Consider the following 26,749-nt stretch of genomic DNA (forward strand, 5'->3'; position numbering starts at 1 on the left):
TTGTGCCCATGGACGAACGACGCGACAAAGCCAGACATCGCGTGCTGAAGGCCGGAACGATCGAGTTCGGCGGCGGCGCGACGACTGCACCGTCCGCAACCTGTCCGACACCGGCGCCGCCCTCGACGTCACCAGCCCGATCGGCATCCCCGACCATTTCACCCTGCTCGTCCAGGCCGACGGAAAGCATCTGTCCTGCACCGTGGTCTGGCGCAAGGATAAGCGGATCGGGGTGAGGTTCGGGTGAGGTTGCCCTGCGTGTGATGCGAGTTCGCGCCGCAAACTCAACTGTCGTCCCGGCCTAGTGCGCAATTGCGCACGGGGGCCGGGATCCATACCGCGTGATTTATCGGTCAAGCGTAGGTAGCAGTAGCGGGCAACTACCAGTCTTCGCCAAACCCAATGCTGTGGCTATGGGTCCCGGCCTTCGCCGGGACGACGAGTCGAGAGATCGAAGTCGCCACTCACGCCGCCGCCTGCTCGCCCTGCCTGCTCGCCAAAATCTTGTCGATCCTCCGTCCATCCAGATCGACCACCTCGATGCGCCAGCCGGCGAAAACGAAGGCGTCGCCGACGTTGGGCAGTACGCTGAACTGTTGCAGCACGAGGCCCGCCACCGTGTTGTAGCGATGCGGCGGCAGCTCGACGCCGAGCAGTTCGCCGAATTCGTCGACCGGCATCCAGCCGGAGATCAGGAGCGAGTCGTCGTCGCGCCTGATATAGGCCGGCTCGGGAGGCCCTTCCTCGGAATGGAAGGCGCCGACGATGGACTCGAGGATGTCAGCGGCGGTCACCATGCCTTCGAAGGCGCCGTATTCGTCGTAGACCAAACCGACGTGAACGGGGGCGGCCTTCAGGATGGCCAGCACGTCGCGGGCATCTGCCGACGCCGGAATGCCGGGCGCCTCGCGCACGAGCGCGCGCAGATCCGGTGTGCGCTCGTTCATATAGGCGACCAGCAGGTCCTTGGCCTGGAGCACGCCGATCGGCTTGTCGCGGTCGCCGTCCGAGACGGGAAAGCGCGAATGCGGGCTCTTCGCGATGATCTCCTGAATGGTCCGCGAATCGTCGTTCAGGTCGATCTCGTCGACCTCGGTGCGCGGCGTCATGACCGCGCCGACCGGCCGGTCGCCGAGCCGCATCACGCCGGCGATCATCTCCCTCTCGCCGGGTTCGAGCACGCCTGCGTTCTCGGCCTCGCTGACGAGGTGATGGATCTCGTCCTCCGAGACCTTCTCCTCGGCCCTGCCGCCGCGGCCGAGCAGCGTGAGGATCAGCCTGCCCGAGAGATCGAGCAGGAACACGAGCGGCAGCGAGATTCGCGCCAGCAGATGCATCGCTGGCGCGACTCTCACCGCGATGCTCTCGGGGTCGCGCAACGCCACCTGTTTCGGCACCAGCTCGCCGACGATCAGCGTGGCGTAGGTGATGAGCGTGACGACGATGCCGACGCCGACGATGTCGGCAATGCCCTTGGACATGCCAAGCTCGAGCAGCCATTGCGTCAGCCGCTGCCCGAGCGTCGCGCCCGAGAATGCGCCGGAGAGCACGCCGACCAGCGTGATGCCGATCTGCACCGTCGAGAGGAACTTGCCTGGATCGGCCGCCAGCGTCAGCGCCCGATCGGCGCCGCGGACGCCCTTGGCGGCGAGCAGCGACAGCCGCGCCGGGCGAGACGACACCACGGCCAGCTCGGACATGGACAGCAAGCCGTTGATGACGATCAGGACGACGACGATAATCAGTTCGACGGAGAGCATTGATGTTCCGAGAATAAGCGAGTGTGGCCGGGCGCGGCACGGGGCTTGATATAGGTATCCCGGTGAGAAAATGCCGGTCATTGTGTCGCGTTCCGCTGCCGCGGGGGAAGCTGGCAGTGGACGAGGTTCGGCGAGGCCGGCGACGAGGTGGCCCCGCGGAACTACGGATTGTTGCTTAACGGGCTCTTAGTGGCCGCGAGCTAGGTTCCTGACATTTGCAGAATGTATTCGGGGACCAGAATGCGGATCGGAAAGCTTTTCGCGCTGTCGATGCTGACGGTGACGGTTTTTGCAGTCATTCTCGGCGCCGAGGTGCTCATACCGCAGACGCGCATCTTCACGAACCGTTCCGACGCGATCAAGACGGTCGACGCCTTCGGTGCGACCCTGATGGTCAGCCAGCAGGTCGCAGGCCTTCGCGCTCCCTATATCGGACCGATCTTCCAGGAAGCCGCTGCCACACAGGCACAGATCGACGCTGCCACCAAGGCCGCGAAAGCCGCCGATGCCGCATTTGAAGGCGCAAGGCGCGCCATCATGGTGCTCGATGACGGCGCAGCGATGGCCGAGAACCTCGATCGCGCGGCGCGGCGGCTGAAGGAAATCTACACGGCGGCCGATCGCGCGATGGGCGTTCCCCTGGCGGCACGCGACAGTGCTGTGATCAAGGGCTTTCTGCCCGGTGTCGCCGAGGTCATCGGCAACATCGAACCGGTCATGAACTGGCTCGAGGCGAAGGGCATCAGTGCCGATTCCTCGCTTGCGGCGCTGCTGAGCCTGGCGCGAACGGCGCAGGATCTGCGCGTCTCCGCGGGTAACCGTGCCGCCACGCTGTCACCGGCACTGAGCGCACGCCGCCCGCTCACGACGGCCGAATTCGCGCTGATGGATCGCATGCAAGGTCGTGTCGAGGCCGACCGCGAGCGCATCGAGGCCGGCATCGACCAGCTCGGAAACCCTCCTCGTATCGCCACCGCGCTGAAGGCGGCAACCGAATCGTATTTCGGAAAGGCAGCGGCCGCAGTAGACAAGGAGATGCCCGCGGCCCGGGGTGACGGCAAGTACGGTATCAACGCCGACGAGCTGGCGAAGGTCATCGTGCCCGCGATCCAGATGTTCTATGGCGTGCGCGACGCCGCGCTGGCGGAAGCGGCCGAGCGCGCTTCGGCCGCGCGTGACGCCGCGCTGGCCATGCTCGCCCTTGCGGGCGTTGCGGTGCTGGCATTGCTCGGGACGCTCGCCGGCGTGACCATCATGCTGCGCAGGCGCGTGGTGACGCCGCTTGCGAAGCTCGCGGACGTGATCGGAATGCTCGCGGCCGGACAGCATGAGGTCGAGATCCCCGCGACCGGCCGCAACGACGAGATCGGCCAGGTCGCAGCCTCGCTCCGGCATTTCAAGGATTCGCTCGCCGCCAAGAAGACCGCCGACGAGTCCGCCGCGGTCGAAGCCGAGGCGAAGCTTCGGCGCAGCCAGCGCATGGACCAGATCGCGCGCGAGTTCGAAGCCATGATCGGCGACGTGATCAACACCGTGTCGTCGGCATCCTCGGAGCTGGAAGTATCGGCGGGAACGCTGACGAACACGGCCGATCAATCGGAAAAGGTCACCGCGACCGTTGCGGCCGCCTCCGAACAGGCCTCGACCAACGTGCAGACTGTTGCGGCGGCCGCGGAGGAGATGGCCTCGTCGGTCGACGAGATCAGCCGGCAGGTCCAAGATTCCGCGCGCATCGCCGGTGAAGCGGTGCAGCAGGCGGGGCGCACCAACGACTATGTCGGCGAGCTCGCCAAGGCGGCGGGGCGGATCGGGGACGTGGTCGAGCTCATCAGCCAGATCGCGGGCCAGACCAACCTTCTGGCCCTCAACGCCACCATCGAGGCGGCCCGCGCCGGCGAGGCCGGCCGCGGCTTCGCCGTCGTTGCCTCCGAGGTCAAGGCGCTGGCCGAGCAGACCGCCAAGGCCACCGGCGAGATCAGTCAGCAGATCACGGGGATCCAGACCGCGACGGAGGATTCGGTCGGTGCCATCAAGGCGATCGGCGATACCATCTCCCGCATGTCGGAGATTGCGTCAGCGATCGCCGCGGCGGTCGAGGAGCAGGGCGCCGCGACGCGGGAGATTTCGCGCAACGTGCAGCAGGCGGCCCGCGGCACCCAGCAGGTCTCCGCCAGCATCGTCGACGTGCAGCGCGGCGCCAGCCAGACCGGATCGGCCTCTGCCAACGTGCTCGCCTCGGCGAGGTCGCTGTCGGGCGAGAGCAGCCGTCTCAAGGTCGAGGTCGGAAAGTTCCTGGACGCGATCCGGGCCGCGTAGGAAAAGCGCGGCCCGATGACAGGCTCCGCGGGCGTCTCGAAGGACGAGGCGCGCATCCGCGCTTAGGCTAGTCACAGACCAGCATCAGCCGCCCTCGCCGGGATTCTCCAGGCTGAACGTCTCGGACTGCTCGTCATAGGCGAACAGCTCGGCATAGCGGCCCCAAGACACCACCGTCTTCAGTGTCTCGTCGGCATAATCCTCGGACATATAGTCCTCGAGCTCGTTGCGGAACCTGGCCGCAGGCGCAGTATGCGAGGGACGCTCGTCCAGCACGCGACGGATCAGTCCCATCACCGGCACGTAGGTCACGAGATGTTCGGCGAACAGTTTCTTGCGTGCGTCGGTTTCGAGATGGGCAAATCGCTTGCCGGCGTCGGCGAGCATCAGATCGCCTTCGCTGAGCTGGGCGAAGCGCAACAGTTGAAGCGACTCGCCGAGATGAAGGATCTCGTCGGCCTCGAGCTGGAGCTGGCTTGCGAGCACCGGCAGGTCGGCATGTCCGTAATAGGGCGGCGCGGCCAGCGTCTCGATCAGGCCCGACAGCACATTGGAGGACACATGATGCAGCGTCATGCCGATGCCAGTGCCGGAAATGCCCTCGATCGAAGGCGCTCTTGGCTCGGCGCGCTGGGTCATGCGAGCATAGATGTTGTCGACGAGCTGACGGAAATGCGGATCGAGGCGGTTGCGTGGATGGGGCAGCTCGACCTTAATTTCGGCGGCGACACGCCCCGGGTTCGACGAGAACACGAGGATGCGATCGCACATCAGCACCGCTTCCTCGATATTGTGCGTGACCATCAGCACGGACTTGATCGGCAGCCGGCCCTCCATCCAGAGATCGATCAGATCGGTGCGCAGCGTTTCGGCGGTAAGCACGTCGAGCGCCGAGAACGGCTCGTCCATCAGCAGGAGGTCGGGATGCACCACCAGCGCGCGGGCAAAGCCGACGCGCTGGCGCATGCCGCCCGACAATTCCTTGGGAAAGGCTGACTCGAACCCGTCGAGGCCGATCAGGTCGATTGCCGCGAGCGCACGCTTGCGGCGCTTGGCGGCATCGACGCCTAGCGCTTCCAGGCCGAGTTCGACGTTTTGCAGCACCGTCAGCCAGGGAAACAGGGCGAATGATTGAAACACCATGGCAACACCGTTCGGCGGTCCGACGATGGTTTCGCCGCGGCAGGTTGCGCTTCCCGACGAAGGCGTCACAAGGCCGGCAATGATCCGCAAGAGCGTCGACTTTCCGGAACCGGAGCGGCCGAGCAGGCCGACGATTTCGCCCGAGCGGATCGTCAGATCGACCTTATCGAGAACCAATAGTTCCTCGCCGCTGCCCTTCGGAAACGACCGGCAGACGCCGCGAATATCGATGAGCGCAGAGGGGTGATCGAGCATCATTGTCTCCTCGTCAGCCGAGCCGCAAGCGACGTTCGCCAAACGCATAGAGTGGCCGCCAGACCAGACGATTGAAAAGCGTTACCAGAATGCACATCGCGGCGATCCCGAGAACGACGCGTGGGAAATCACCGGCTTCCGTCGCCGACGCGATATAGGCGCCGAGCCCGGTGGCGTTCAAATGTGTGTCGCCCCAGCTTGCGACCTCGGCGACGATCGACGCGTTCCAGGAGCCGCCGGATGCCGTGATCGCGCCGGTGACGTAGTAGGGGAAGATGCCGGGTAGGATGACCTTGAACCACCATCGCCATCCGCTGAGATGGAAGCTGCTTGCCGCCTCGCGCAGATCGCTGGGAAAGGCGCTGGCGCCGGCGATGACATTGAACAGGATGTACCATTGAGTGCCGAGGATCATCAGCGGGCTCAGCCAGACATCCGGATCGAGCCTGAAGCTGACGATAGCGACGACGAAGACCGGAAAGGCAAGATTTGCGGGAAAGGCGGCGAGAAACTGTGCCAGCGGCTGGATGCGCTCGGCCAGCTTCGGCCGCAGCCCGATCCACACGCCGATTGGCACCCAGATCAGGGTGGCGAGGCTGATCAGAACTGCGACGCGCAGTAGCGTGATCAACCCGTCGCGCATCACGATGAGGACATCGGGCAGACCGAGACTGGCCGACAAATAGCGATACGTTAGCCAGGCGGCATAGATTGTGCCGGCAAGGACGAAGGCAACCCACCCCCCGTCGATCAGTCGCGACGGCTGGCTCTTGCTCTTCGTTGGCGGGAGTAATTTCGGCAGCGAGATGCGCAAATTCGAGATCGCCCGATTGACGGCAGAGAACGGAAGCGTAATGGCACGCAGAGCCCGGGTTCGACGAAACAGATCGAGCATCCACGACGTGGGTACTTCGCCGGACGCCGTCTGTTCGAAGCGAAATTTGTCGGCCCAGGCGATGATGGGTCGGAACAGCAACTGATCATAGGCGATGATGACGAGCAGCATGGCCAGCATGGCGTAGAAGATCGCCGGCAAGTCCTGCTGCTGGATAGCGAGCGCGACATAGGAGCCGACACCCGGCAGGGTCACCGTGGTGTTGCCGACCGTGATCGCTTCCGAGGCGACCACGAAGAACCAGCCGCCCGACATGGACATCATCGCGTTCCAGATCAGTCCCGGCATCGCGAACGGCACGTCGAGGCGCCAGAAGCGCTGCCAGCCGGACAAATGGAAGCTCTGCGTGGCCTCCTCCAGGTCCTTCGGCACATTGCGCATCGACTGGTACATGCTGAACGTCATGTTCCAGGCCTGGCTGGTGAAGATCGCAAACACGGAGGCGAGCTCGGCGCCCAGCACCTTCCCCGGAAACAGGTTCATGAAGAAGACGACGGTGAAGGTGAGAAAGCCGAGGATCGGCACCGACTGGAGGATGTCCAGCATCGGGATCATCACCATCTCCGCGCGCCGGCTCTTGGCGGCAATCGCCGCGTAGATGAAAGTGAAGACCGTCGAGCAAACGATCGCCAGCAGCATCCGCAGGACGGTGCGGAGCGCGTAGAGCGGCAGATTTGCCGGATCGAGCGAGACTGGCGTGTGCTCCAGATCGGACAGTGGTGCTACGGTCTGCTCGCCACCGTAGACGATCAGCACCATGGTTCCGATCACGAGGATCAGAGCCACGACATCCCAGACATTGGGTCGCAACGCCCGGCCGATCGCGGCCGTGCGGATTTCTCTCAGCTTCATGCGGCCCGTCCTCGGGGCTAGAGCATGATCCGGAAAAGTGTGCAGCGGTTTTCCGACGAGATCATGCTCAAACAATAACCTAAAGCGCGATGACGATTCGTCCTCGCGCTTTAGAACTCGGCGTGCAGGCGGCCCGAGAAGATCGAGACCGGCCCGCGGTCGGCGTTATAGGCCGGGTTTGCGATCAATTGATAGTCCGCGGTCAGCGTGACGCCCTTGAGCACCGAATAGGCGTAGTAGGCCTCGAGGATGCGTTCGTTGTTGTAGTTGAGCCGGCCATCGCCGATCAGGAGGCCGATGCCGCCGGCGGCAAGGAAATCGCGGTGCGCGGCCGACAGGCCGTTGATCGCGCCGCCGATGCCGATCGTGTCGTCCGGGCGTCCCCAGCGGCTGCCCTTGATCGACAGGCCGCCGGAGATGCTGCGGTCGATGTCGGTGAAGGAGAGGATCTGGTTCTGGCCGTCATTCCAGCTGGCCCGGGCGAACAGTCCGACGTCGGTGACGAGCTGCTGCTCGAGGTTGACGTAGAAGCCGTATTTGGAGCGTTGGCGCTGGTTCGCGATCGCGATGTCGTTGATGTCGACCCCGGGGTTTGCGGCCGCCAGTGCCACGACTTGGCGATAGTTCGCGGTATTGCCTTCGTTGGCGAAGACGCCGACGCGCAGCTTGCCGGGTTGCTCGAAGATCGAATGACGCTCCTCGAACTCGACGACGGCGCCGCCGGTCTTGTAGACCAATGTGTCGCTGTTGGGCGCATCGGGGACCTGGAACAGTCCGCCGCGCACGGCCCAGTCCTTGCGATTGAGCTCGACCACGGCGCCGCGCGTATAGCCGGGCAGGTCGGCGGGGAAATCATAGGCGCCCGAGGCCCACATCGCCCAGTTCATGAAGTCGGCGCGCGGATCCTTGGCGTAGGAATTGCCGTCGAAGAAGTCGCCGACGGCGAAGCGGCCGACGATCAAGGTGACACGGTCGATATCGCGCTTGCCGGTGAGCTGGTTCGGTGCGTCGGGCACCTCTTCCTGTTCGCCGCCGAGACCAAAAGTCTGCTTGATGTAGTAGCGCTGCGCACGGATTTTCGGGAACGGCGCGCCGGCCTTCTGCGCCTCGCCGTTGGAGAAGCCGGCCAGTCCGAGCGTGCCGTTGAGGCCAAAACCCTGCGCCAGCTCGGGATTGAAATAGAACTCGCCGCCGTCCCACAGGCGCGCTCCCAGGAAAGCCGTCGTGGTCCATGTCGCCTGAAACTGGCCGCTGCCGGGCAGGCTTTGCGGACTGGCATAGGGCGAGTGGATCGGCCCGTAGCCCTGTGGCAGCACTGTCGTCTGCGCGTGAACGTTCCAGTCGCTGGACTCCGGCAGCTTGGTCTTGCCGTTGATCGGCGCCATCCAGGGCGTGTCGCCGAACTGGTAGTTGAGGCCGAGCTTGAACAGGTGAACGCGCGGCTCGACATCGACATTGGCAAGGCCAAACCCGCTGAGGTCGTAGGTTCGCCGCGACAGCGCGACGTAGTCATATTCGGCCTTCGCGGTCCAATTCCCGCTGACGGCGAATTCCAGGCCGAGTCCCGCGGTCCACCCGGTCTGATATTTTCCGACCGGAAACAGCTCGGAGACGCCGTCGGCATCGTTGACGTTGATATGGGTGTGGCCCCAGGCGAAACCGCCTGTGACGAAAGGCATGAAGCGGTCGAAAGCATAGCCGATGCGGCCGCGCACGGTGCCGACATAGTCGAGCGTGGTGTTGAACGGCACCGGTGACCGTTCATGCGCGACGATGTCGCGCGCGCCTGTGAATGTGGCGTCCGCCTCGATCCCGAGCACGACACGGTTCGCGAGCTGGCGATTATAGCCGAGCTGATAGCCGCCGTTGAACCCGGTGGCGCTGGGCGGCAGGATCACACCTTGCAGCGGCAGTGAATTGGTGCCGGGACCGAAGCTGGCATCGCCATAGCCGAAATGACCGCCGACATAGAAGCCGGTCCAGTCGTAGACGGACCTCAGCAACGGCGCCTTCAGCGACAGATCAGCCGCGAGGCCGGCGGCGGGAAAAGCAAGTACGCCCGTGGCGATCGCCGCAGCCGTTCGCAAGCACCGGTGTCTGTGACCTCTCAACGTCAAAACGCACGCCCCCAAACGCGACTATGTCCCACCCGCCGCGACTCGCATCCCTGCCGATTCGCAGCGCTCCTGTCATCAGTTCTTGGTTGGCACGCGGTCGGGCGAGATGATCTCGATCCGATGCGATGTCGTCCCAAGTGCCTGGGCCCGCTGCGAACCTTATTGCGAGTAATTCGCAGTAGCAACTGACGCGCGTTGCCGCCCAGGATAGTTCGCACCGCTGTGTGACGGGACTGCAACAAATCCGCAGGGGCCCAAAACAGATGACCCCGCCCGGGGGGACAGCCGGGCGGGGTCGGGGGCACGACACGGGGTGGATGAGGCGCCCGTGTCGGACGCGGGATCCACTTAAGATCGGCCTCAGGTAGTCAAATCAGTAGCAGGTACGAACGCGGCCGACGTACTGGCCGAAGGCGTTGTACTGGGCGACCCAGCCGCAGCGGTGATAGCCGTGATAATAGGGGTCGTTGCTGGCGGCGATCGCGGAGCCGACGACGGCGGCGGTGGCGATGCCGGCACCCACACCCCAGACCCAGCCGGGCGGCTTGGCTTGGGCCTGCGAGGTGGTGGACACCATGGTGCCGGTGACGGCGAGAGCAGCGAGAGCTGCGGCGGCAATCTTGGTCTTGATCGACATGTGAAACTCCATCCGGGTTGAGGCGGTCCGTTGTGGCCCGCGTGCCCAATTGGACGGAGGCTCTTCGCGTCCGGTTCGAAGGCGGCAGATCCGGTACGGGAGCTCAGCTTTTTCCTGAATAATTCCAGTAGGATGCAAGCTAGCCGAGGGGGCCCTTGGCGAGCCTGTTCACGTCGAAGTTATCGACCTCAGCCAGCAGCTCGCAGAAGGCCGCCGCGCCCTGATCGAGCAGCTGCTCGCCCTTCCCAGGGAGCGCCAATGTCGCGTTGCCGACCGCGCCGCTGGCGTTGAGATCCTGCGCCTGCCAGGCGAACGGCGCGGGCCGCTGCGTCGACAGCCAGCGATATTGCTGCTCCAGCGCGATGCTGCTCGCCGGAAAATTTGCGATCGCATCCTTGCGCACCTGATCCGGATAGCGCGCCAGCATGATCGAGGTCTCGACAGCACCGCCATGAATACCGTGGCGCACCTCATCGGCCGGGAACAATGTGTCCGCGCCTGATAGCCGCGACCACGACGTCGTCACCACGAACAGCTTGTGATGCGCGCGAAGATCCTGCGCCACCAGCATCATGGCCGCGCTGTTGCCGCCATGGCTGGTGATGATGACGAGCTTCTTCACGCCGCGACGCGCGACCTCCTCGCCGATTGCGGTCCATTTCTTCAGCGCGACCTCGGTCGGCAGCGTCTGCGTGCCCGGATAGTCGATATGCTCGGTGGAAATCCCGACCGGTTCAACTGGCAGAAAGCTGGCCGGAACGCTCCCGGACAACAGCTCGCGCGCACGGGCCAGATAAGCGTCCGCGATCAGCACGTCGGTTGCAACAGGCAGATGCGGCCCGTGCTGCTCGGTCGCCGCCAGCGGCAGCACCGCAATCCAGCGCGACACGTCTGCGGAGGCCGCATCGGCCCAGCGGATCTCGGTCCAGTCGCGGGACGGCATCATTGAGTTTTCTTTGGAGGTTTCTTTGCCCGAATTTGTCACGTAATTTGGGTCCCTGAGGGGATGCGGGCCTGGCCGGCTCGCGTCCCCGAACTTCATGCGGTTCTATCGCGTTGGTTCGACATGAGCTAGACGCGATTGGGCTGGAAGCGATCGACGGAGTGCCATCATGACCCCCTCTCATCTGCGGCGAGCGTTCATTGCGGGCTTGATGGCCGCTTTGGCCGGAAGCGCCGCTGTAAGCGCCGAGACGCTCGACAAGGTCACCTTCGGCACCAACTGGGTCGCCGAGGCCGAGCATGGCGGCTTCTTCCAGGCCGTCGCCGATGGCACCTACAAGAAATACGGCCTCGACGTCACCATCGTCCCCGGCGGTCCCAACGAGAACAACCGGATGCTCCTGATCGCCGGCAAGATCGATTTCTTCATGGCCGCCAACACGCTGATGTCGTTTGATGCGGTCGCGAGCAACGTCCCCGTGATCACGATCGCCGCGATCTTCCAGAAGGATCCGCAGGTGATGCTGACGCATCCCGACGCCAAGGTCGCCAAGATCGAGGATCTCAAGCCGCTGACCCTGTTCGTCTCCAAGGAGGGCATGACCAGCTACTTCCAGTGGCTGAAATCCGAATACGGCTTCAGCGAGAAGAACGTCCGCCCCTATAATTTCAATCCGCAGCCCTTCATCGCAAACCCCAAGAGCGCGATGCAGGGCTACGTGACGTCGGAGCCCTTCGCGGTCGAGAAGGCGGCCGGCTTCAAGCCCAACGTGCTGCTGCTCGCCGACTACGGCTTCAACACCTATTCGACGCTGATCGAGACCCGCCGCGACGTGGTCGAGAAGAAGCCCGATCTCGTCCAGCGCTTCGTCGATGCCTCCATGGTCGGCTGGTACAATTACATCTACCGCGACAATTCCGCCGGCAATGCCATGATCAAGAAGCTCAATCCTGAAATGACCGACGACCTGCTCGCCTATTCCGTCGCCAAGATGAAGGAACACGGCATCGTCGATTCCGGCGATTCCCTCAAGAACGGCATCGGCGCGATGAGCGACGAGCGCTACGCCTCCTTCTTCAACAAGATGGTCAAGGCCGGCGTGGTCAAGCCCGATCTCGACTTCCGCAAATCCTATACGCTGCGCTTCGTCAACAAGGGCGTCGGCGTCGAGCTGCGCCCGAGCAAGCCGTAACGCAAGGTCCATGTCCGCTGTCAAAACCTCGTCCGGGGTCGAGGCCGGGCTGACGCATCTCGCCGTCAGCCTGCGCGACGTGACGAAAGTGTATGACAACGGCGTCATGGCACTCGGCCCGCTCGACCTCGCGGTGCGCAAGGGCGAATTCATCTCGCTGCTGGGCCCGTCCGGTTGCGGCAAGTCGACCGCGCTGCGGCTGATCGCGGGGCTCAGCACGCCCTCGTCCGGAATCGTGCGGGTGGCGCGCCCCGAGGGCGTTCCGCAGCCGGGCCACGGCATCGGCTTCGTGTTCCAGGAGCCGACCCTGATGCCCTGGACCAGCGTGCGCGAGAACGTGCGGCTGCCGCTCAAGCTTGGCGGCGTCGCGAAGGTGGAAGGGCGCGCGCGTACCGATGAGGCGCTGGCCAGTGTCGGCCTTGCCGATTTCGCCGACGCCTTTCCGCGCGAGCTGTCCGGCGGCATGAAGATGCGGGTGTCGCTGGCTCGCGCGCTCGTCACCGATCCCGATATCCTGCTGATGGACGAGCCGTTCGCGGCGCTCGACGAGATCACGCGCTTCCGCCTCAACAACGATCTGCTCACGCTGTGGCGCAGCCTTGGCAAGACCGTCATCTTCGTCACCCATTCGGTGTTCGAATCCGTCTATCTGTCGCAGCGCGTGGTGGTGATGACGGCGCGGCCCGGCCGCATCCAGGCCGACCTCCGCATCGAGACGGTCGAGCCGCGCGGAGAGGAGTTTCGTACCTCCGCCGCCTATTCCGATTATTGCCGAAGAGTGTCGGCCGCGCTGGCGCCGTCCTATTCGGGGCAGTCGACGCTATGAACGCGCAAGCCGCCGTCCCCGCAAAACCGCAAGGTGTGCAACGTGCGATGCGCTTCGTGCTTCCCGTCATCGTGTTCGCGGCCGGCCTCCTGGCCTGGGAGCTGGTGGTCCGCATCAAGGACATCCCGCCTTACGTGCTGCCGGCGCCCTCCGTCATCTTTCTGACATTGATCAAGGACTGGGCGGTGCTGTCACAATCGCTGGCCACCACGCTGCTGACCACGCTGGAAGGTTTCGTCGCTGCCAGCATCGGCGGCATTGCGCTGGCGCTCCTGTTCAACCAGTCGAAATGGGTGGAATATTCGCTGTTCCCCTATGCCGTCGTGCTCCAGGTGACGCCTGTGATCGCGATTGCACCGCTGCTGCTGATCTATCTGGAGCAGCAGACCGCGGTCGTGGTCTGCGCCTTCATCGTCGCCTTCTTCCCGGTGCTCTCCAACACCACGCTCGGGCTCAATTCGGTCGACCGCAACCTCTCAGGCCTGTTCCAGCTCTATGGTGCGTCGCCGCCGCAAACCCTGCGTTTCCTGAAGCTGCCCGCGGCGCTGCCCTACATCCTCGGCGGCCTGCGCATCGCCGGCGGCCTGTCGCTGATCGGCGCGGTCGTGGCCGAGATTGCGGCGGGAACGGCGGGCGCCGGCTCCGGGCTTGCCTATCGGATCGCCGAATCCGGCTACCGATTGAACATACCCCGCATGTTCGCGGCGCTGCTTTTGTTGTCGCTCGCCGGGATTGTCATCTATGGGGTGCTGGCGCTAGTTTCCCACCTCGTTTTACGGCGCTGGCATGAGAGCGCGCTTGGAAAGGAAAGCTGATGTCTACCGGTTCGATTTCGTCCGAAAAGATCGATCTTCTGATTTATGGACCGGTCCGGCCGATCCTCGACAACGGGTTTTCCGATCATTTCGTCGTGCACAAGGCCGAGACGCTTGGTGACCTCGAGCGGTTGACGCCGGCGATCCGCGAGAGGATCCGCGGCGTCGCGGTGACCTATCACACCGTGCGGGCCGACAAGGATTCGCTGTCGCAGCTGCCCAAGATCGAGATGGTGGCGAGCTTCGGCGTCGGCTACGACCACATCGACGCCAAATACGCGGCCGAGCACAACATCATCGTCACCAACACGCCCGACGTGCTGACCGAGGAGGTCGCCGACGTCGCCATGGGCCTGTTGATCTCCACCTTGCGCGAGTTCATCAAGGCCGACCGCTACGTCCGCTCCGGGCTCTGGCAGACGCAGAACTATCCGCTCAGCGTCGGCTCGCTGCGCGACCGCAAGGTCGGCATCGTCGGCATGGGCCGGATCGGCCAGGCCATCGCGCGCCGGCTCGATGCCTCGCTGGTGCCGGTGGTCTATCACTCGCGTAATCCGTCCAAGGACGTCTCCTACAAGCACTATCCCGACCTGATCGAGATGGCGAAGGCGGTGGACACGCTGATGGTGATCGTGCCCGGCGGCGCCAGCACGAACAAGATGATCAATGCCGAGGTGCTCAAGGCGCTTGGTCCGCGCGGCGTGCTGGTCAACGTGGCGCGCGGCTCGGTGGTGGACGAGCCGGCGCTGATCCAGGCGCTGAAGTCGGGCACCATCCTCGCTGCCGGCCTCGACGTGTTCGCGGCCGAACCGACCGTGCCGGACGAGCTCAAGACCATGCAGAACGTCGTGCTGCTGCCGCATATCGGCTCGGCCTCGGTGGTGACGCGCAACGCGATGGACCAGCTCGTGGTCGACAATCTCAAGTCATGGTTCTCAGGCAAGGCGCCGCTGACGCCGGTTGTGGAAACGCCGTTCAGGGGGCGCTGATGAGAGCTCTTCGGGGCGTTGCATTCGCCGTCGCGGCCTGCTTGGCTGCGATCGGCATCGCGCATGCGCAGGATGCGACGACCCTGAAGAAGTCGATGCCCGGGCAATGGGAGCTCTCGACCACCGAGCGCAGCAAGACCTGCGTCGTCACCCTCAAGGGCGACGCCACAGGCCAGGGCTTCAAGCTGGAGCTCGAACCCGCCTGCAAGACCGCGCTACCCTTCACCAAGGACATCGTCGCCTGGAGCGTCAGGGGGCTCGACATCGTCCGCTTGCAGGACGCAACCGGTGAAGCCGTGATCGACTTCACCGAGGTCGAGGCCGGCATCTTCGAGGGCCTGCGCCAGGGCGAGGGCGTCTACATCCTGCAGGATCTCGCCGCCGCCCGCTCGATGGCCAAGTCGATGGACCAGATGATCGGCGATTGGTCGATGGTGCGCGGCAATGGCCAGCCGGTGTGCGGGCTGACGCTGACCAACACCGAGGCGGGTCCCGACAATTTCCAGGTCTTCCTCAAGCCGAGATGCGACGCGGCAATCGCCCAGTTCAACCCGACGCAATGGCGGCTCGAGCGCGGCCAGATCATCCTGATGTCGAAATCAGGAGATGCCTGGCAGTTCGAGGCCGACGACAACGCGCAGTGGCGGCGTGTCCCCGACACCGCCGATCCCCTGATCATGCTGCGTCAGTAGGCAGCCCACCGCTGCCGGTTGACGGCAAGCGAATGCGGAACCTGCCGACAGGGCATCCCGTTGACGGAAGGGGCAATCCCGTTGGGAGATCCGGCATGGCCAAGCGCGTCCTCGCGATCGGCATCGAACCCGGCAATGCGGATTACAGCGCATTCCCGCAGCTCACGCCCGATCATGTCCGCAGCTACATCGAGGCCCAGCTCCTGCGCCTGCGCGGTCTCGGCTTTGAGGTCACGAGCTGCCTGATCGATCTCGATGCAGCCGCCGAGGCCGCCGTGACGGCGGCGTTGCGCGACGAGCGCTTCGACTGCATCGTGATCGGCGCAGGGCTGCGCGAGCCGAAGGAACGTCTGCTGCTGTTCGAGAAGGTGCTCAACCTCGTCCACCGCCTCGCGCCGGAGGCCGCGATCTGCTTCAACACCACGCCCGCCGACACCGCCGAGGCCGTGCAGCGCTGGATCGATCCCTGAGAGGACGCGCTCGCGCTTGTCGCGAGATCGCGTGCATCAGTTCGTCAGCGCAACCAACCGTTGACGCCTTCGGTTTTGTGGCGCAATCATGCACGCGTTATCAGGGGTGGGAATCTTCATGTTCAGACTTGTTTTGCTGCTCGTCTGCGTGGCGACGCTTGCGGGCTGCGATGCCATAAGCACGGTGACGGATGGATTCAAGCAGGCGAAGGCGGTGGAGGCTGACCTTGAACAATCGACCGGGGTCAAGCCGGCGGTCGGCTTCAATTGGCACAATGGGAGGCTGGTGTCGGTGACGGTTCAATTCCCGCGTCCCTATGAAGACAGGCCGCTGAACGAACTCGCGGGACTCGTTCGCGACGCTGTCACCAAGGATTTCAAGCAGACACCCGAAAGGATCGTGCTCGCCTTCGCGGTCGCCAAGTGAGGCCGACGCGACCGGCATCCCACGCGGGGCGGGGACCACGGCGACATCCCACCGCTTTGGGACGGACGGAAGGCGATTTGATCTGGCCCGAATCCGCTTCCGGCGCTAGAACTCGCCTCACCACAGGGAGGGCGAGCATGCTTCGAGGTCTGCGCATTGGAAGTTTGGGAGTAGCGGCGTGCCTGACGGTTGCGATGGCGATGCCGGTCCGTGAAGCTGCGGCCCAGGATGCTCTTGGCGGCGCGATCATTGGCGGCGTCGGTGGGGCGATCCTCGGTGGCGCGCTCGGCGGAGGCCGTGGAGCTGCAATCGGCGCCGTGGTCGGCGCCGGCACGGGCGCCGCGATCGCCTCCGAGGGCGAGCGCCGCCGCTCCGGCTATTACGCCTATCAGCGCGGCTGCTACATGCAGCGCCCCGACGGCTACTATGTCCGGGTCGATCACAGATATTGCTACTGAGCTGACGCGAGCGGCCGCGCTCCAGAGCATGATCCGGAAAAGGGTGCAGCGGTTTTCCCTCGCGACAAGCGCGGAACGCGTTTGCGCGGAGAACATGCTCAAACAACAACCTAAAGCGCGATGGCGATTTATCCCGATCTCATCGCGCTCTAGGTCTTCGCCGCTGCTTCCGGCATGATCTGGAGCAGCGGCTCTGGCTGGATCGAGATCTGACCGGCGAACGGCCGGTCGTGCGCGGCGATCAGCAGGACCGAGGTGGCCACCCCCGTTGCGAACAGGCCCATCGCGATCGCCGATCCCAGCCGATTGTCGCAATGAACGAGGCCGATCACCAGCAATGCGCAGGTGGCCTGGAGGTAGAGGCACCACCATTTGACTGGATTGACCGCGGCGAGGCTGACGATGATCCGCTGCCGCCGCGCGTCCAGCGCCTGCTCCAGCGTGGCGATGAGTTCGCGCTGCACCGTCGCCGGACCCGGACCTTGTGGCGTCATCGCGACGACGAATTGCAGGGCTTCGGCAAGCGCAGGCGGCGTGGCCCTCAGGGACACCTCCCGATGCGCCATCATCGGCCATTCCACCTTGACGGCCTGCCCGACATAGTCGCGCACAAGGGCGCGCAGTTTTGTCTCTTGCTCAGCCGGCAGGCCGGCGGCCAGCAGCACGGCGCTCCGCAGTGAGCTGGCCTCGCGGCTCACCGCGGCGCTGGCGCGGTCGCTGTCGCCCCAGACCTGCGCCGCGGTGAAGGCGACGAACAGGCCGAAGATGATGCCGAGCACGGGCAGCATGCCCGGCGAGATCGCTTTGAGCGATTTTGCGCGCTCTCCTGTCGCGACAAGCGCGATGCCTGCGAAGATCGCTGCGGCCAGAAGATAGGTGAATCCGAAGATCACCAGCGCCATCAAGGGCACCGGCAGATTGTGCAGCCAGTTGTTCATCGCTTCCTTGTCATCTGATTTGAGGCTCTAGATCAACCGCATCCCGCGCAGGCTGGCGTGGCCGCTCTTGCCGACGATGATGTGGTCATGCACTGCAATTCCCAGCGGCTTCGCGATCTCGATGATGGCTTTGGTCATCTGGATGTCGGCCTGCGAGGGCGAGGGATCGCCCGAGGGATGGTTGTGCACCAGGATCAGCGCGGTCGCGGACAGCTCCAGCGCGCGCTTGATCACCTCGCGCGGATAGACCGGCGTGTGGTCGACCGTGCCGGTCTGCTGCACCTCGTCGGCGATGAGCTGGTTGCGCTTGTCGAGGAAGAGCAGGCGAAACTGCTCCTTGTCCGCGAAGGCCATGCTGGTGCGGCAATAGGCGATCACCTCGTTCCACGACGACAGCGCATTGCGGCTGTTGACCTCGCCCTTGGCGACGCGGTGCGCCGCGGCGGCAATCAGCTTGAGCTGGTGGACCGCGGATTCGCCGATGCCGTCGACCTCGCGCAGGCGCGCGACCGGCGCATGCACGACCTCGGCGAACGAGCCGAAAATCTTGATCAGCGTCTTCGCCAGCGGCTTGGTGTCGCGCCGCGGCAGCGCCGGAAACAGCGCCATCTCCAAAAGCTCGTAGTCGCTGAGCGCGTCCGCACCCGCGCTATAGAAGCGCTCGCGCAGCCGCTCGCGATGGCCGTGATAGTGCGGCGTTTCCTCAGGCTTGCTCTTGTCGTGGTCTGGTTTGGCGGGCATCAACCGCCAGCATTGCCGGGGACCTGCGCTTTTGCAACCGTCAATTGCGGCGGCATGCTAGCGGCTCGGCTTCAATCCGGGCACCAGCGCAGCCAGCCGATCCCTGATCGGACGGCCGAACATCGGCGCGCCCATGTCCGCGGGCGGCGGGCCCGGCGGCGGTCCACCGCGCATGCCGGGTGGTGGAGGGCCAGCGCGCCCCACTGTCGCCTGCGCCCGGCGGTCGGCGCCGAGTGTCAGTGTCGCGACATAGCGGTCACGCTCCTCCTTCACCGCGCAGAAGGCGCGATGCTCGGGATCGGACCTTTCGATGACGTGATCGTTGGCGTTGATCACCACGCGCTGCCGCGCACGGTCGCGATAATCGGGCACGTTGGTGTAGATGAACTCGTTGAGCGCGTCGGGCAGGAAGGTTTGCCCGGTCAGCACCGTGCGCTCGTCGAGAAACACCTTGAAATGGATGTGCGTGGTGCGGCCGTCATACCAGCCGGGATAGATGGTGTTGAAGTTGACCCAGCCGGCCTCGTCTGTCCTTTGCGTGCCGCGCAAAAAGGTCTTGCTGGTCGCATCGATGTTGTGCGCGTCGCCCTGGCCGGGAAACGCCGAATAAAGCCCCTTGGCGTCGCAATGCCAGATGTCGACCCGCGCACCGGGGATGGCGGTGCAGGGCCCCGCCTCGATCACGCGCAGCCGCAAGGTCAGGGGCACGCCGGGCTTGCCTTCGGCGATGTCGGACCTGACGAGTTCAGGGGCGGAATAGAACGGCCCTTCCTCGGCCTGCGGCGTCAGGATGCAGGCGGGCTCGCCATCCGCAGCGCCGGGCGCAGCTTCTGCGCGGCCCGGCAACAGGCCGGCGGCACTGGCCGATACGAAACCGAGGAATCCGCGACGCGTCGACGTACCCACTTCATTTCTCCTGTCCGTCTTCCGGGAGATCGTGATCGGCAGGGACGATGGCAAGATCGGGCTGCGATGATGGCGGCAATCAGCCCGGACGTGTCTTGCCGTTTCCGGCGCCTGAGGGAACCGTGACCGCGATTACTCCGGCGACGATGAGCGCCATCCCGGCAAGGATCGACCAGGTCAAGCGCTCGCCGAGCAGTCCGGTGCCGAGCGCCACCGCAAAGCCCGCGCGCAGGTAGCTCCCGCTTGTCGTCCCGAGCGGGCCGAGCGTGCGGATCAGGCGGAAATAGATCACCATTGCGAGCGCCGTGCAGATGACCGCAAGGCCAAGGACCGCCGCGATCGCCTGCGCCGTCGGCGCCAGCGTCCAGGGGCGCTCGACGATTGCGGCCGCGGGGAGCATCAGAATTGCAGCGCAACTCATCGCCCCCGCTGCCGTCACGATCGCGGGAAATTTGGCGAACCGCTGCCCCCATATCGGCGCGAGCGCATAGCACAGGCTCGCGCCGAGCACGGCCACCTGCGCCAACGGCGCCGCCGTGGCGAAGCCGGAGAGCGCATCGATGCCCATCGTCAGGGCGACCCCGGCAAGCCCAAGTCCGATACCGGCGATCTTCTGACCGCTGATCGTCCGCCGCCCACGGCCGCTCATCATCGCGATCGCAAGCACGAACATCGGCGGCGTTGCGTTGAGGACACCGGCGAGCCCGCTCGAAATATGCATCTCGCCCCAACTGATCAGGGTGAAGGGCAGCGCACTTTGCAGCAGCCCTTGCACGAAAAAGGCCGCCCAGACCGAGCGCTGCCGGGGCTGGGAGTGTCCTTGCGCAGCCGCGATCGATGTCAGGAGAATTGCCGCGATCGCGACCCGTACGGCAACCATCGTGAATGGCGGAATTGTCGGGACGGCGATCTTGATCAGCGTGAACGAGCCGCCCCAGATCAATGAGAGCAGCAGCAACAGCGTGATCTCGGATGCGAGGGAGGTATGCCCTGATCTTGCCTGTGGTGCCTGCATGCTCATGCGATGATCTGCTCCGGGGATCGACCGGCACCATGGTCCCTGCCAGCAGCGAAGGCTGGCCGAATTCGGACCTCATCACCCGACCGAGTCCGATTCCAGCTATCTGCGAGGCCGCGCCGGACTTATTGTCGGGCCATGGCGACAGGCTCGACGCATCGGCAGATGCTGCCACCGCATCTCGATTGGGAGACGTGCGATCGGGCGCGCCTCGCGCGTGCCCGTGCTTTCGACGGTCTGTTCTTCTCCGGCGTTCGCTCGACGCGGATCTATTGCCGGCCGGTCTGTCCCGTTCGTCCCGCTCGCTCCGAGAACGTCACCTTCTATGCGACCGCGGCCGCCGCCGAGCGGGCCGGCTTCCGCCCGTGTCTGCGCTGCCGGCCGGAGGCCGCGCCGGGGTCTCCGGCCTGGATGGGAACGGCGACCACCGTCGCCCGCGGGATGCGGCTGATCAATGACGGATTCCTGGATCGCGCATCGATGGCGGAGCTTGCGGAGGCCCTGGGGGTCGGCCCGCGCCATCTGCTCCGCCTGTTCATGCGCCACGCCGGCGCGAGCCCGAGCGAGATCGCGGCGACCCGGCGCGTGCAGGAAGCCAAGCGACTGATCGACCAGACCAGCATGAATTTCGCGGAGATTGCCTTCGCGGCAGGCTTCGGCAGCGTCCGCCGTTTCAACGACGCATTCGCTGCGACCTACAAACGGCCGCCCTCGTCATTCCGGCGCCCGCGACAGGGTGCGGCGGAGCCCGTGCGGTGATCAGCCGAGCGGCTTCTCGCGGTGCCGCTCCGACAGCGTGAAAATCTCGACGCCATCAGCTGTGACGCCGACGGAGTGCTCGAACTGCGCCGACAGCGAGCGGTCGCGGGTGACGGCGGTCCAGCCGTCGGAGAGGATCTTTACGTGCGGCTTGCCGAGATTGATCATCGGCTCGATGGTGAAGAACATGCCGGGCTTGAGCTGCACGCCCTCGCCGGGCCGGCCGATATGGATGATGTTCGGCTCGTCGTGGAACATGCGACCCAGGCCATGGCCGCAGAAATCGCGCACCACGCTCATGCCCTGCGGCTCGACGAAGCTCTGGATGGCGTGGCCGATGTCGCCCGTGGTGGCGCCGGGTTTGACGGCCGCGATGCCGCGCATCATCGCCTCATAGGTGACTTCGATCAGCCGCTCGGCCTTGCGGGCGATCGGGCCGACTGCATACATCCGGCTGGAATCGCCATACCAGCCGTCGACGATGAAGGTGACATCGATGTTGACGATGTCGCCTTCCTTCAGCGGGCGGTCGCCGGGCATGCCGTGGCAGACGACGTGGTTGAGCGAGGTGCAGGTCGAGTAGCGGTAGCCGCGATACATCAGCGTTGCCGGATAGGCGCCGTTGCTGAAGGCGAAGTCGCGGACGAATTCGTCGATGTGCGAGGTCGGCACGCCCGGCCCGACGATGTCGGTGAGCTCGTCGAGGCACTTCGCCACCAGCGCGCCCGCCTTGCGCATGCCGGCGAAGGCGGCCGGTCCATGCAGCTTGATCTGTCCGGTCTTGCGCAGGGAGGTATCGGTGGCTTCGACGTAGCTCATGCGGGAACTGTCTTCCGGGCTCGGTCTGATTTCGATGTGGGCGGAAAGGCTTGATTTCACACCCCAATTTAATGATTGCGGGCCTTCATGCAAGCCAAGCCTGCTCCCTGCGCCCGAAAGTGGGCCTAATTCGGGACTTCGACGGTGGTTTCCACCGGCAGGGCGCCGCCACGCACGCGGATTTCGCGGACGGGGTAGGGAACCCGGATGCCCTCGCGCTTGAAGGCGTCCCACAGCGCCAGCATGACGTCGCTCTTGACGGTGTCCATGCCGTCGGGATCGGCGAGCCACAGGGTCAGCGAGAATTTCATCCCGGCTTCCGCAAACTCGGTCAGAATGCAGTTCGGCGGCTTGCCTTTCTGCGCGCGGGGATGGGCGGCGGCGGTCTCGGCGGCGAGCTTGCAGACCAGCTTCGGATCGGCGTCGTAATTGGTGCCGAAGGCGATCTTCACCAGCGTGTTCTTGTCGGTGTAGGTCCAGTTGACGACCTTCTGCGTCACCAGATCCTCGTTCGGCACCAGAAACTCGCGGCCGTCGCCGGCGGCGACGGAAATATAGCGCGTCTTCATTGCGCTGATCCGCCCGGTATTGTCGCCGATGGTGACGAGGTCGCCGGGCTTCACCGATTTGTCGGCCAGCAGGATGATGCCGGAGATGAAATTGGCGACGATCTTCTGCAGGCCGATACCGATGCCGACGCCGACCGCGCCGGAGAATACCGCGAGCGCCGACAGGTCGATGCCGACCGCGCCGAGCGCAATGACAATTGCGATGGCAAGAAGCCCGATGCGGATGATCTTGACCAGCAGCACCTGCACCGACGGCGTCAAATCGGTCGCCGAATTGATCCGGCTCTCGGCGAAATTGCTCGCGATATTGGTCAGCCAGAGCGCAATCAGCAGCAGCGCGCCGGCCTTGATCACCAGGAGCGGGGTCAGCCGCAGGCCGCCGAGCACGATGGCGAAGGAATCGAGCAGCTCGATCGTCGCATCGAGCTGGCCGATGATGGAGAGCGCCGCGACGAACCACGCCGTGATCGACACCAGCTTGACGATGAAGGCGTTTTGCAAGACCGACGTTACCAGCCGGATCACGAGCCAGGCGAGGCCCAGCTTGGCGGCGACCATCAGCAGATAGCTGCGGCTCGGCCAGGTCGCATGATACATCACCACGCGCTCGATGATTACGAGCAGGGTGAATACCGCCGTCGAGGCGCTGGAGACCATCACCCGGGCGGAGTGCCGGAGCGGCAGCGGCCAGCGCATGGCGAGCGACGTCATGTCGACGCGGCTGCGAATCGCGGCCTCCGCGGCATAGGCGATGCCGGCCGCAGCCAGGATGAGACCGAATTGCAGGTAGAACCAGGGTGAGGAGATTTCCGCCCCGACGCTGCGCGCGGTGGTCTGCACGAACTCCACGAAGTCTTTGAGGTCCATGTCCGTCGGTCTCGTCGGGAAGCGGGCGGGAGGATTTGATTCGAGGGAGCCGCAGAATCCCACAAAGGGCGCGGCCGGACCATCGATACACCGCCAAGTGAAGCGCGTTAAGGCCGCAAAATGCGGGCAGATTGCCGCGAGCGGGAGAAAATGGGTTGGCGCGGGAGAGTGCCGACGATAAGGATGCAATTCCAGCGAATTATACCCGGAAGGTGGATGGCTTCCCTCGACTCTGTCAGCCTCGCCATATTGCTCGGCGCCGTCCTCGTCATGGCCGGCATCTTGTCCAGCTTGCTTGCGCTGCGCTTCGGCGCGCCCCTGCTGCTCGTCTTCCTTGTCATCGGCATGCTCGCCGGCGATTCCGGCCCCGGCCAGCTCCAGTTCGACGACGTCCGCACCACCTATCTGGTGGGCTCGGTCGCGCTCGCGCTGATCCTGTTCGACGGCGGCCTCAGGACACGCTTTGCCAGCATCCGCACCGTGCTCGCGCCCTCCGTGGTGCTGGCGACGGTCGGCGTGCTCCTGACCGCACTGATCACGGCGCCGTTTGCAAAATATGCGCTCGATCTCAACTGGTCGGAATCGCTGCTGGTCGGGGCCGTGGTCGCCTCGACCGACGCGGCCGCCGTGTTCCTGCTGGTGCACACCCAGGGCCTGCGCCTGCGTCCGCGCGTCGGCGCGACGCTGGAGGCGGAATCCGGCACCAACGACCCGTTCGCGATCTTCCTGACGCTCATGCTGGTCGAATACATCTCGCTGGGATCGAGCTCGCCCGGCCATGTGCTGATGGAGTTCGTCCAGGAGGCGGTGCTGGGCGCCATCGTCGGCGTCATCGGCGGACGCCTCGTCGTCATCGCGCTCAACCAGGTGGCGCTGCCGCAGGGCCTGCATGCGCCGTTCGTGACGACGGGCGCCCTCGTGATCTTCGGCGGTTCGCAGATCATGCACGCTTCGGGCTTCCTCGCCGTCTATCTCGCCGGCATCATCATCGGTAACCGGCCGACGCGCGCGCATAATTCCGTGGTGGCCTTCCTGGACGCCGCGACCTGGCTGGCGCAGATCGTGATGTTCGTGCTGCTCGGCCTGCTGGTCTCCCCGAGCCGGTTAGGGGCCAGCGTGCTGCCGGCGGTCGGCGTCGCGCTCGTCCTGATGCTTGTCGCGCGGCCGATCGCGGTGTTCGCGTGCCTGGCGCCATTCCGCTTCAACTGGCGCGAGAAGGTATTCATCGCCTGGACCGGCCTGCGCGGCGCGGTCGCGATCTTCCTGGCATCGATCCCGATGCTAGTAGGGCTGTCGAAGGCCTATCTCTACTTCGACGTCGCTTTCGTCGTCGTCATCATCTCGCTGCTGCTGCAGGGCTGGACGCTGGCGCCGGCTGCGCGCAAGCTGCACGTGGCGCTGCCGCGCGCCGAGCGCGGCCCGCGCCGCGTCGAGCTCGACCTGCCCGGCCAGCTCGAGCAGCAGCTGGTCGGCTATCCGGTGCGGCCGAAGAGCCTGTATTTCCGCCGCGGCCTGATCCCGTCCTGGTCCAAGCCGACGCTGGTGATCCGCAACGAGAACATTTTGACGCCGGTGGAGGCCGATCCGATCGCGCCCGGCGATTATATCTACCTGCTGGCGCCGCCGGAGAAGGCCGAGGCGCTCGACCGCTTCTTCGTCGACATGCAGCCGAGCTCGGCGCCGGATCCGCATCTGCTCGGCGACTTCATGGTCTCCGGCGAGCACACGCTCGCCGAGCTCGCGGAGATCTACGGCGTGAAGGTCGGCGAGGACGACGGCAAGCTGACCTTGGCCGATTATTTCGACGTCCATCTCGACCACGCGCCGAAAGAGGGCGCCGAGCTCGCGCTGGACACGATCGTGCTCGTCGCACGCTCGATCTCCGGCGGCCGCATCAACGTCGTCGGCTTGCGCCTGCCGGAAGACGACGAAACACCCCTGCCGCTGACCCGCGCGCAGGCGCTGCGGCGTAAGCTGGCCGACGTGTGGAGCTCGGTTGCGGGGGTTTAGGCTCGGCCGTTGTCCTGGCGAAAGCCATAGCCACCGACTGTAGTTTGGTTGGACGAAGCCAACCAAGAACGCGTCATTGCGAGGAGCTCTTGCGACGAAGCAATCCAGGATCTGTCCCGCGGAGAGAATCTGGATTGCTTCGCTGCGCTCGCAATGACGGTGTTTGTTGAAGGGCCCTGCCTCAACCGCGACATCGCAGCCCGCGGGAACATCGGTCGCCCGATAGCCGCCACCAAATCGCCGCAACCGCCGAAGATTTGCGCGGCTTCGTGACCTCTGCATGCGGAACGCTCTGCGACGCCGCTCGTTCTCCGCGTAACGGTCAATGCACCTGACAGGAGCAGTCCATGCAAAAATTCATCATTCCGGCCATCGTCGCAATTGGCTTGGGAATCAGCTTGGGATCGGCGGCGCCGGCCATGGCGTATGACACCGGCGATCAGATCTCGATGCAGGCCGCGCTCGACGTCGCGACCGATATCGGCGTCATGACCATTTCGCACACCGAGTTCGCCGGCGACGAATGGCAGATCGAAGGCCGCGATCGCACCGGCCGCTGGATGGAGGTCGACGTCGACGCCCGAACCGGCGAAGTGCGCAACGTCGATCGCGGCTGGTAGCTCACGGTCGCAAGTTAGAGCGAGGCAGGTCGGAGACGCGATCCGCCTCGTTCTACGTCAGCACCTTCACCCCGCCAAAACTCGTCACCCTTCCCTGCTTCAGCATCACGATCTGCGTGGCGAGCTGGCGCAGTTCGGCGACGTCGTGGCTGACATAGACCATCGGCACGTTAGCCTCATCCCGCAGCCGTACCAGATAGGGCAGGATCTCGAGCTTGCGGCCCTCGTCGAGCGCGCCGAGCGGCTCGTCGAGCAGCAGCAGGCGCGGCTTTGACAGCAGCGCGCGGCCGAGCGCGACGCGTTGGCGTTCGCCGCCGGAGAGCTTTCCGGGACGACGATCAAGCAGCGCGCCGATGTCGAGCAGGTCGATGATGCGCTTGTGCTGGGCAGGGTCGGCGGCCAAGCGGTTCATCCGCCGGCCGTAGTCGAGATTCTGCGCGACGTTGAGATGCGGAAACAGCCGCGCATCCTGGAACACATAGCCGATGCGGCGGCGCCAGGTCGGCACGTGGATGCCGGCCGCAGTGTCGTCCACGGTCTCGCCATCGATCACGATGGTGCCGCGGTCGGGCCGCAAGAGGCCCGCGATCATGTTGACCAGCGAGCTCTTGCCGGCGCCCGACGCGCCGAACAGGCCGATGACGCGGCCTTCGCCGGTGAAGGCTGCCTGGAGCGAGAATTCGCCGAGCTGTTTTTCGATGTCGACGCGCAGCAT

At 65.0% G+C, this 26,749-nt stretch carries 25 protein-coding genes and 1 pseudogene; 13 read left to right on the plus strand and 13 right to left on the minus strand.

Annotation, left to right across the window (positions count from 1 at the left end; translation table 11 throughout):
• The first annotated feature begins 8 nt into the window (after positions 1–8).
• Positions 9–247, plus strand: a pseudogene (locus tag NLM27_RS35580) (PilZ domain-containing protein).
• A gap of 217 nt (positions 248–464) precedes the next feature.
• On the opposite strand, the gene NLM27_RS35585 reads toward NLM27_RS35580, so the two are convergent.
• A complete protein-coding gene (locus NLM27_RS35585; protein ID WP_254147704.1) occupies positions 465–1,760 on the minus strand; it encodes a hemolysin family protein in 1,296 nt (431 codons plus the stop codon).
• 240 nt (positions 1,761–2,000) lie between these two features.
• Here NLM27_RS35585 and NLM27_RS35590 point away from each other — a divergent pair, with 240 nt between their 5' ends.
• Positions 2,001–4,076 (plus strand): methyl-accepting chemotaxis protein, encoded by a 2,076-nt coding sequence (locus NLM27_RS35590; protein ID WP_254147705.1) that lies wholly within the window; start codon positions 2,001–2,003, stop codon positions 4,074–4,076.
• An 84-nt stretch (positions 4,077–4,160) separates the two neighbouring features.
• On the opposite strand, the gene NLM27_RS35595 is transcribed toward NLM27_RS35590, so the two are convergent.
• The 5 genes from NLM27_RS35595 to NLM27_RS35615 form a co-directional block, all read right to left on the minus strand.
• Positions 4,161–5,477 (minus strand): AAA-associated domain-containing protein, encoded by a 1,317-nt coding sequence (locus NLM27_RS35595; RefSeq protein WP_254147706.1) that lies wholly within the window; start codon positions 5,475–5,477, stop codon positions 4,161–4,163.
• 10 nt (positions 5,478–5,487) lie between these two features.
• Complete coding sequence (locus NLM27_RS35600; RefSeq protein ID WP_254147707.1) at positions 5,488–7,221, minus strand: ABC transporter permease subunit; 1,734 nt, start codon at positions 7,219–7,221, stop codon at positions 5,488–5,490.
• 110 nt (positions 7,222–7,331) lie between these two features.
• The gene (locus NLM27_RS35605; protein ID WP_254147708.1) at positions 7,332–9,308 is read right to left on the minus strand and encodes a carbohydrate porin; all 1,977 of its coding nucleotides are present in this window, start codon (positions 9,306–9,308) and stop codon (positions 7,332–7,334) included.
• A 403-nt stretch (positions 9,309–9,711) separates the two neighbouring features.
• Complete coding sequence (locus NLM27_RS35610; protein WP_254147709.1) at positions 9,712–9,975, minus strand: hypothetical protein; 264 nt, start codon at positions 9,973–9,975, stop codon at positions 9,712–9,714.
• 139 nt (positions 9,976–10,114) lie between these two features.
• The gene (locus NLM27_RS35615; RefSeq protein ID WP_254147710.1) at positions 10,115–10,921 is read right to left on the minus strand and encodes a creatininase family protein; all 807 of its coding nucleotides are present in this window, start codon (positions 10,919–10,921) and stop codon (positions 10,115–10,117) included.
• A gap of 166 nt (positions 10,922–11,087) precedes the next feature.
• Between NLM27_RS35615 and NLM27_RS35620 the strand changes: the two genes are divergently transcribed.
• From NLM27_RS35620 to NLM27_RS35655, 8 genes are all read left to right on the plus strand, one after another.
• Positions 11,088–12,110: an ABC transporter substrate-binding protein gene (locus NLM27_RS35620; RefSeq protein WP_254147711.1), complete on the plus strand. Its 1,023-nt coding sequence runs from the start codon at positions 11,088–11,090 to the stop codon at positions 12,108–12,110.
• Between the two features lie 10 nt (positions 12,111–12,120).
• Positions 12,121–12,936 (plus strand): ABC transporter ATP-binding protein, encoded by an 816-nt coding sequence (locus NLM27_RS35625; RefSeq protein ID WP_254147712.1) that lies wholly within the window; start codon positions 12,121–12,123, stop codon positions 12,934–12,936.
• Positions 12,933–13,751, plus strand: a complete 819-nt coding sequence (locus NLM27_RS35630) for an ABC transporter permease (protein WP_254147713.1) — start codon at positions 12,933–12,935, stop codon at positions 13,749–13,751. Before NLM27_RS35625 ends, NLM27_RS35630 begins: the two co-directional genes overlap by 4 nt.
• Entirely contained in the window at positions 13,751–14,740 is a 990-nt protein-coding gene (locus NLM27_RS35635; protein ID WP_254147714.1) for a 2-hydroxyacid dehydrogenase, read from the plus strand. Before NLM27_RS35630 ends, NLM27_RS35635 begins: the two co-directional genes overlap by 1 nt.
• Positions 14,740–15,432 (plus strand): AprI/Inh family metalloprotease inhibitor, encoded by a 693-nt coding sequence (locus NLM27_RS35640; protein ID WP_254147715.1) that lies wholly within the window; start codon positions 14,740–14,742, stop codon positions 15,430–15,432. The genes NLM27_RS35635 and NLM27_RS35640 overlap by 1 nt, the downstream gene beginning before the upstream one ends.
• Before the next feature lie 95 nt (positions 15,433–15,527).
• Positions 15,528–15,902, plus strand: a complete 375-nt coding sequence (locus tag NLM27_RS35645; RefSeq protein WP_254147716.1) for a hypothetical protein — start codon at positions 15,528–15,530, stop codon at positions 15,900–15,902.
• A gap of 118 nt (positions 15,903–16,020) precedes the next feature.
• On the plus strand, positions 16,021–16,329 hold the full coding sequence (locus NLM27_RS35650; RefSeq protein ID WP_254147717.1) for a hypothetical protein: 309 nt from the start codon (positions 16,021–16,023) through the stop codon (positions 16,327–16,329).
• A 137-nt stretch (positions 16,330–16,466) separates the two neighbouring features.
• The gene (locus tag NLM27_RS35655; RefSeq protein ID WP_254147718.1) at positions 16,467–16,787 is read left to right on the plus strand and encodes a hypothetical protein; all 321 of its coding nucleotides are present in this window, start codon (positions 16,467–16,469) and stop codon (positions 16,785–16,787) included.
• A gap of 149 nt (positions 16,788–16,936) precedes the next feature.
• On the opposite strand, the gene NLM27_RS35660 is transcribed toward NLM27_RS35655, so the two are convergent.
• The 4 genes from NLM27_RS35660 to NLM27_RS35675 form a co-directional block, all read right to left on the minus strand.
• Positions 16,937–17,725, minus strand: coding sequence for a DUF4239 domain-containing protein (locus tag NLM27_RS35660; protein WP_254147719.1), 789 nt, complete (start codon positions 17,723–17,725; stop codon positions 16,937–16,939).
• 27 nt (positions 17,726–17,752) lie between these two features.
• Positions 17,753–18,466, minus strand: a complete 714-nt coding sequence (gene radC / locus NLM27_RS35665) for a DNA repair protein RadC (protein ID WP_254147720.1) — start codon at positions 18,464–18,466, stop codon at positions 17,753–17,755.
• A gap of 57 nt (positions 18,467–18,523) precedes the next feature.
• Positions 18,524–19,372, minus strand: coding sequence for an intradiol ring-cleavage dioxygenase (locus NLM27_RS35670; RefSeq protein ID WP_254147721.1), 849 nt, complete (start codon positions 19,370–19,372; stop codon positions 18,524–18,526).
• Positions 19,373–19,451: 79 nt separating this feature from the next.
• Positions 19,452–20,393: a DMT family transporter gene (locus NLM27_RS35675; protein WP_254147722.1), complete on the minus strand. Its 942-nt coding sequence runs from the start codon at positions 20,391–20,393 to the stop codon at positions 19,452–19,454.
• 135 nt (positions 20,394–20,528) lie between these two features.
• Here NLM27_RS35675 and NLM27_RS35680 point away from each other — a divergent pair, with 135 nt between their 5' ends.
• The gene (locus NLM27_RS35680) at positions 20,529–21,149 is read left to right on the plus strand and encodes a bifunctional transcriptional activator/DNA repair enzyme AdaA (protein ID WP_254147723.1); all 621 of its coding nucleotides are present in this window, start codon (positions 20,529–20,531) and stop codon (positions 21,147–21,149) included.
• Here NLM27_RS35680 and map read toward each other — a convergent pair whose 3' ends face one another.
• Both map and NLM27_RS35690 read right to left on the minus strand, forming a co-directional pair.
• The gene (gene map / locus NLM27_RS35685; protein ID WP_254147724.1) at positions 21,150–21,968 is read right to left on the minus strand and encodes a type I methionyl aminopeptidase; all 819 of its coding nucleotides are present in this window, start codon (positions 21,966–21,968) and stop codon (positions 21,150–21,152) included.
• Positions 21,969–22,093: 125 nt separating this feature from the next.
• Positions 22,094–23,404, minus strand: coding sequence for a mechanosensitive ion channel family protein (locus NLM27_RS35690; protein WP_254147725.1), 1,311 nt, complete (start codon positions 23,402–23,404; stop codon positions 22,094–22,096).
• A gap of 216 nt (positions 23,405–23,620) precedes the next feature.
• Here NLM27_RS35690 and NLM27_RS35695 point away from each other — a divergent pair, with 216 nt between their 5' ends.
• Complete coding sequence (locus tag NLM27_RS35695) at positions 23,621–25,414, plus strand: potassium/proton antiporter (RefSeq protein WP_254147726.1); 1,794 nt, start codon at positions 23,621–23,623, stop codon at positions 25,412–25,414.
• Between the two features lie 347 nt (positions 25,415–25,761).
• Complete coding sequence (locus NLM27_RS35700) at positions 25,762–26,034, plus strand: PepSY domain-containing protein (protein WP_254147727.1); 273 nt, start codon at positions 25,762–25,764, stop codon at positions 26,032–26,034.
• Between the two features lie 52 nt (positions 26,035–26,086).
• On the opposite strand, the gene modC is transcribed toward NLM27_RS35700, so the two are convergent.
• On the minus strand, positions 26,087–26,749 hold the full coding sequence (modC, locus tag NLM27_RS35705; RefSeq protein ID WP_254147728.1) for a molybdenum ABC transporter ATP-binding protein: 663 nt from the start codon (positions 26,747–26,749) through the stop codon (positions 26,087–26,089).

It is taken from the genome of Bradyrhizobium sp. CCGB12, from assembly GCF_024199845.1.
GTDB lineage: Bacteria > Pseudomonadota > Alphaproteobacteria > Rhizobiales > Xanthobacteraceae > Bradyrhizobium.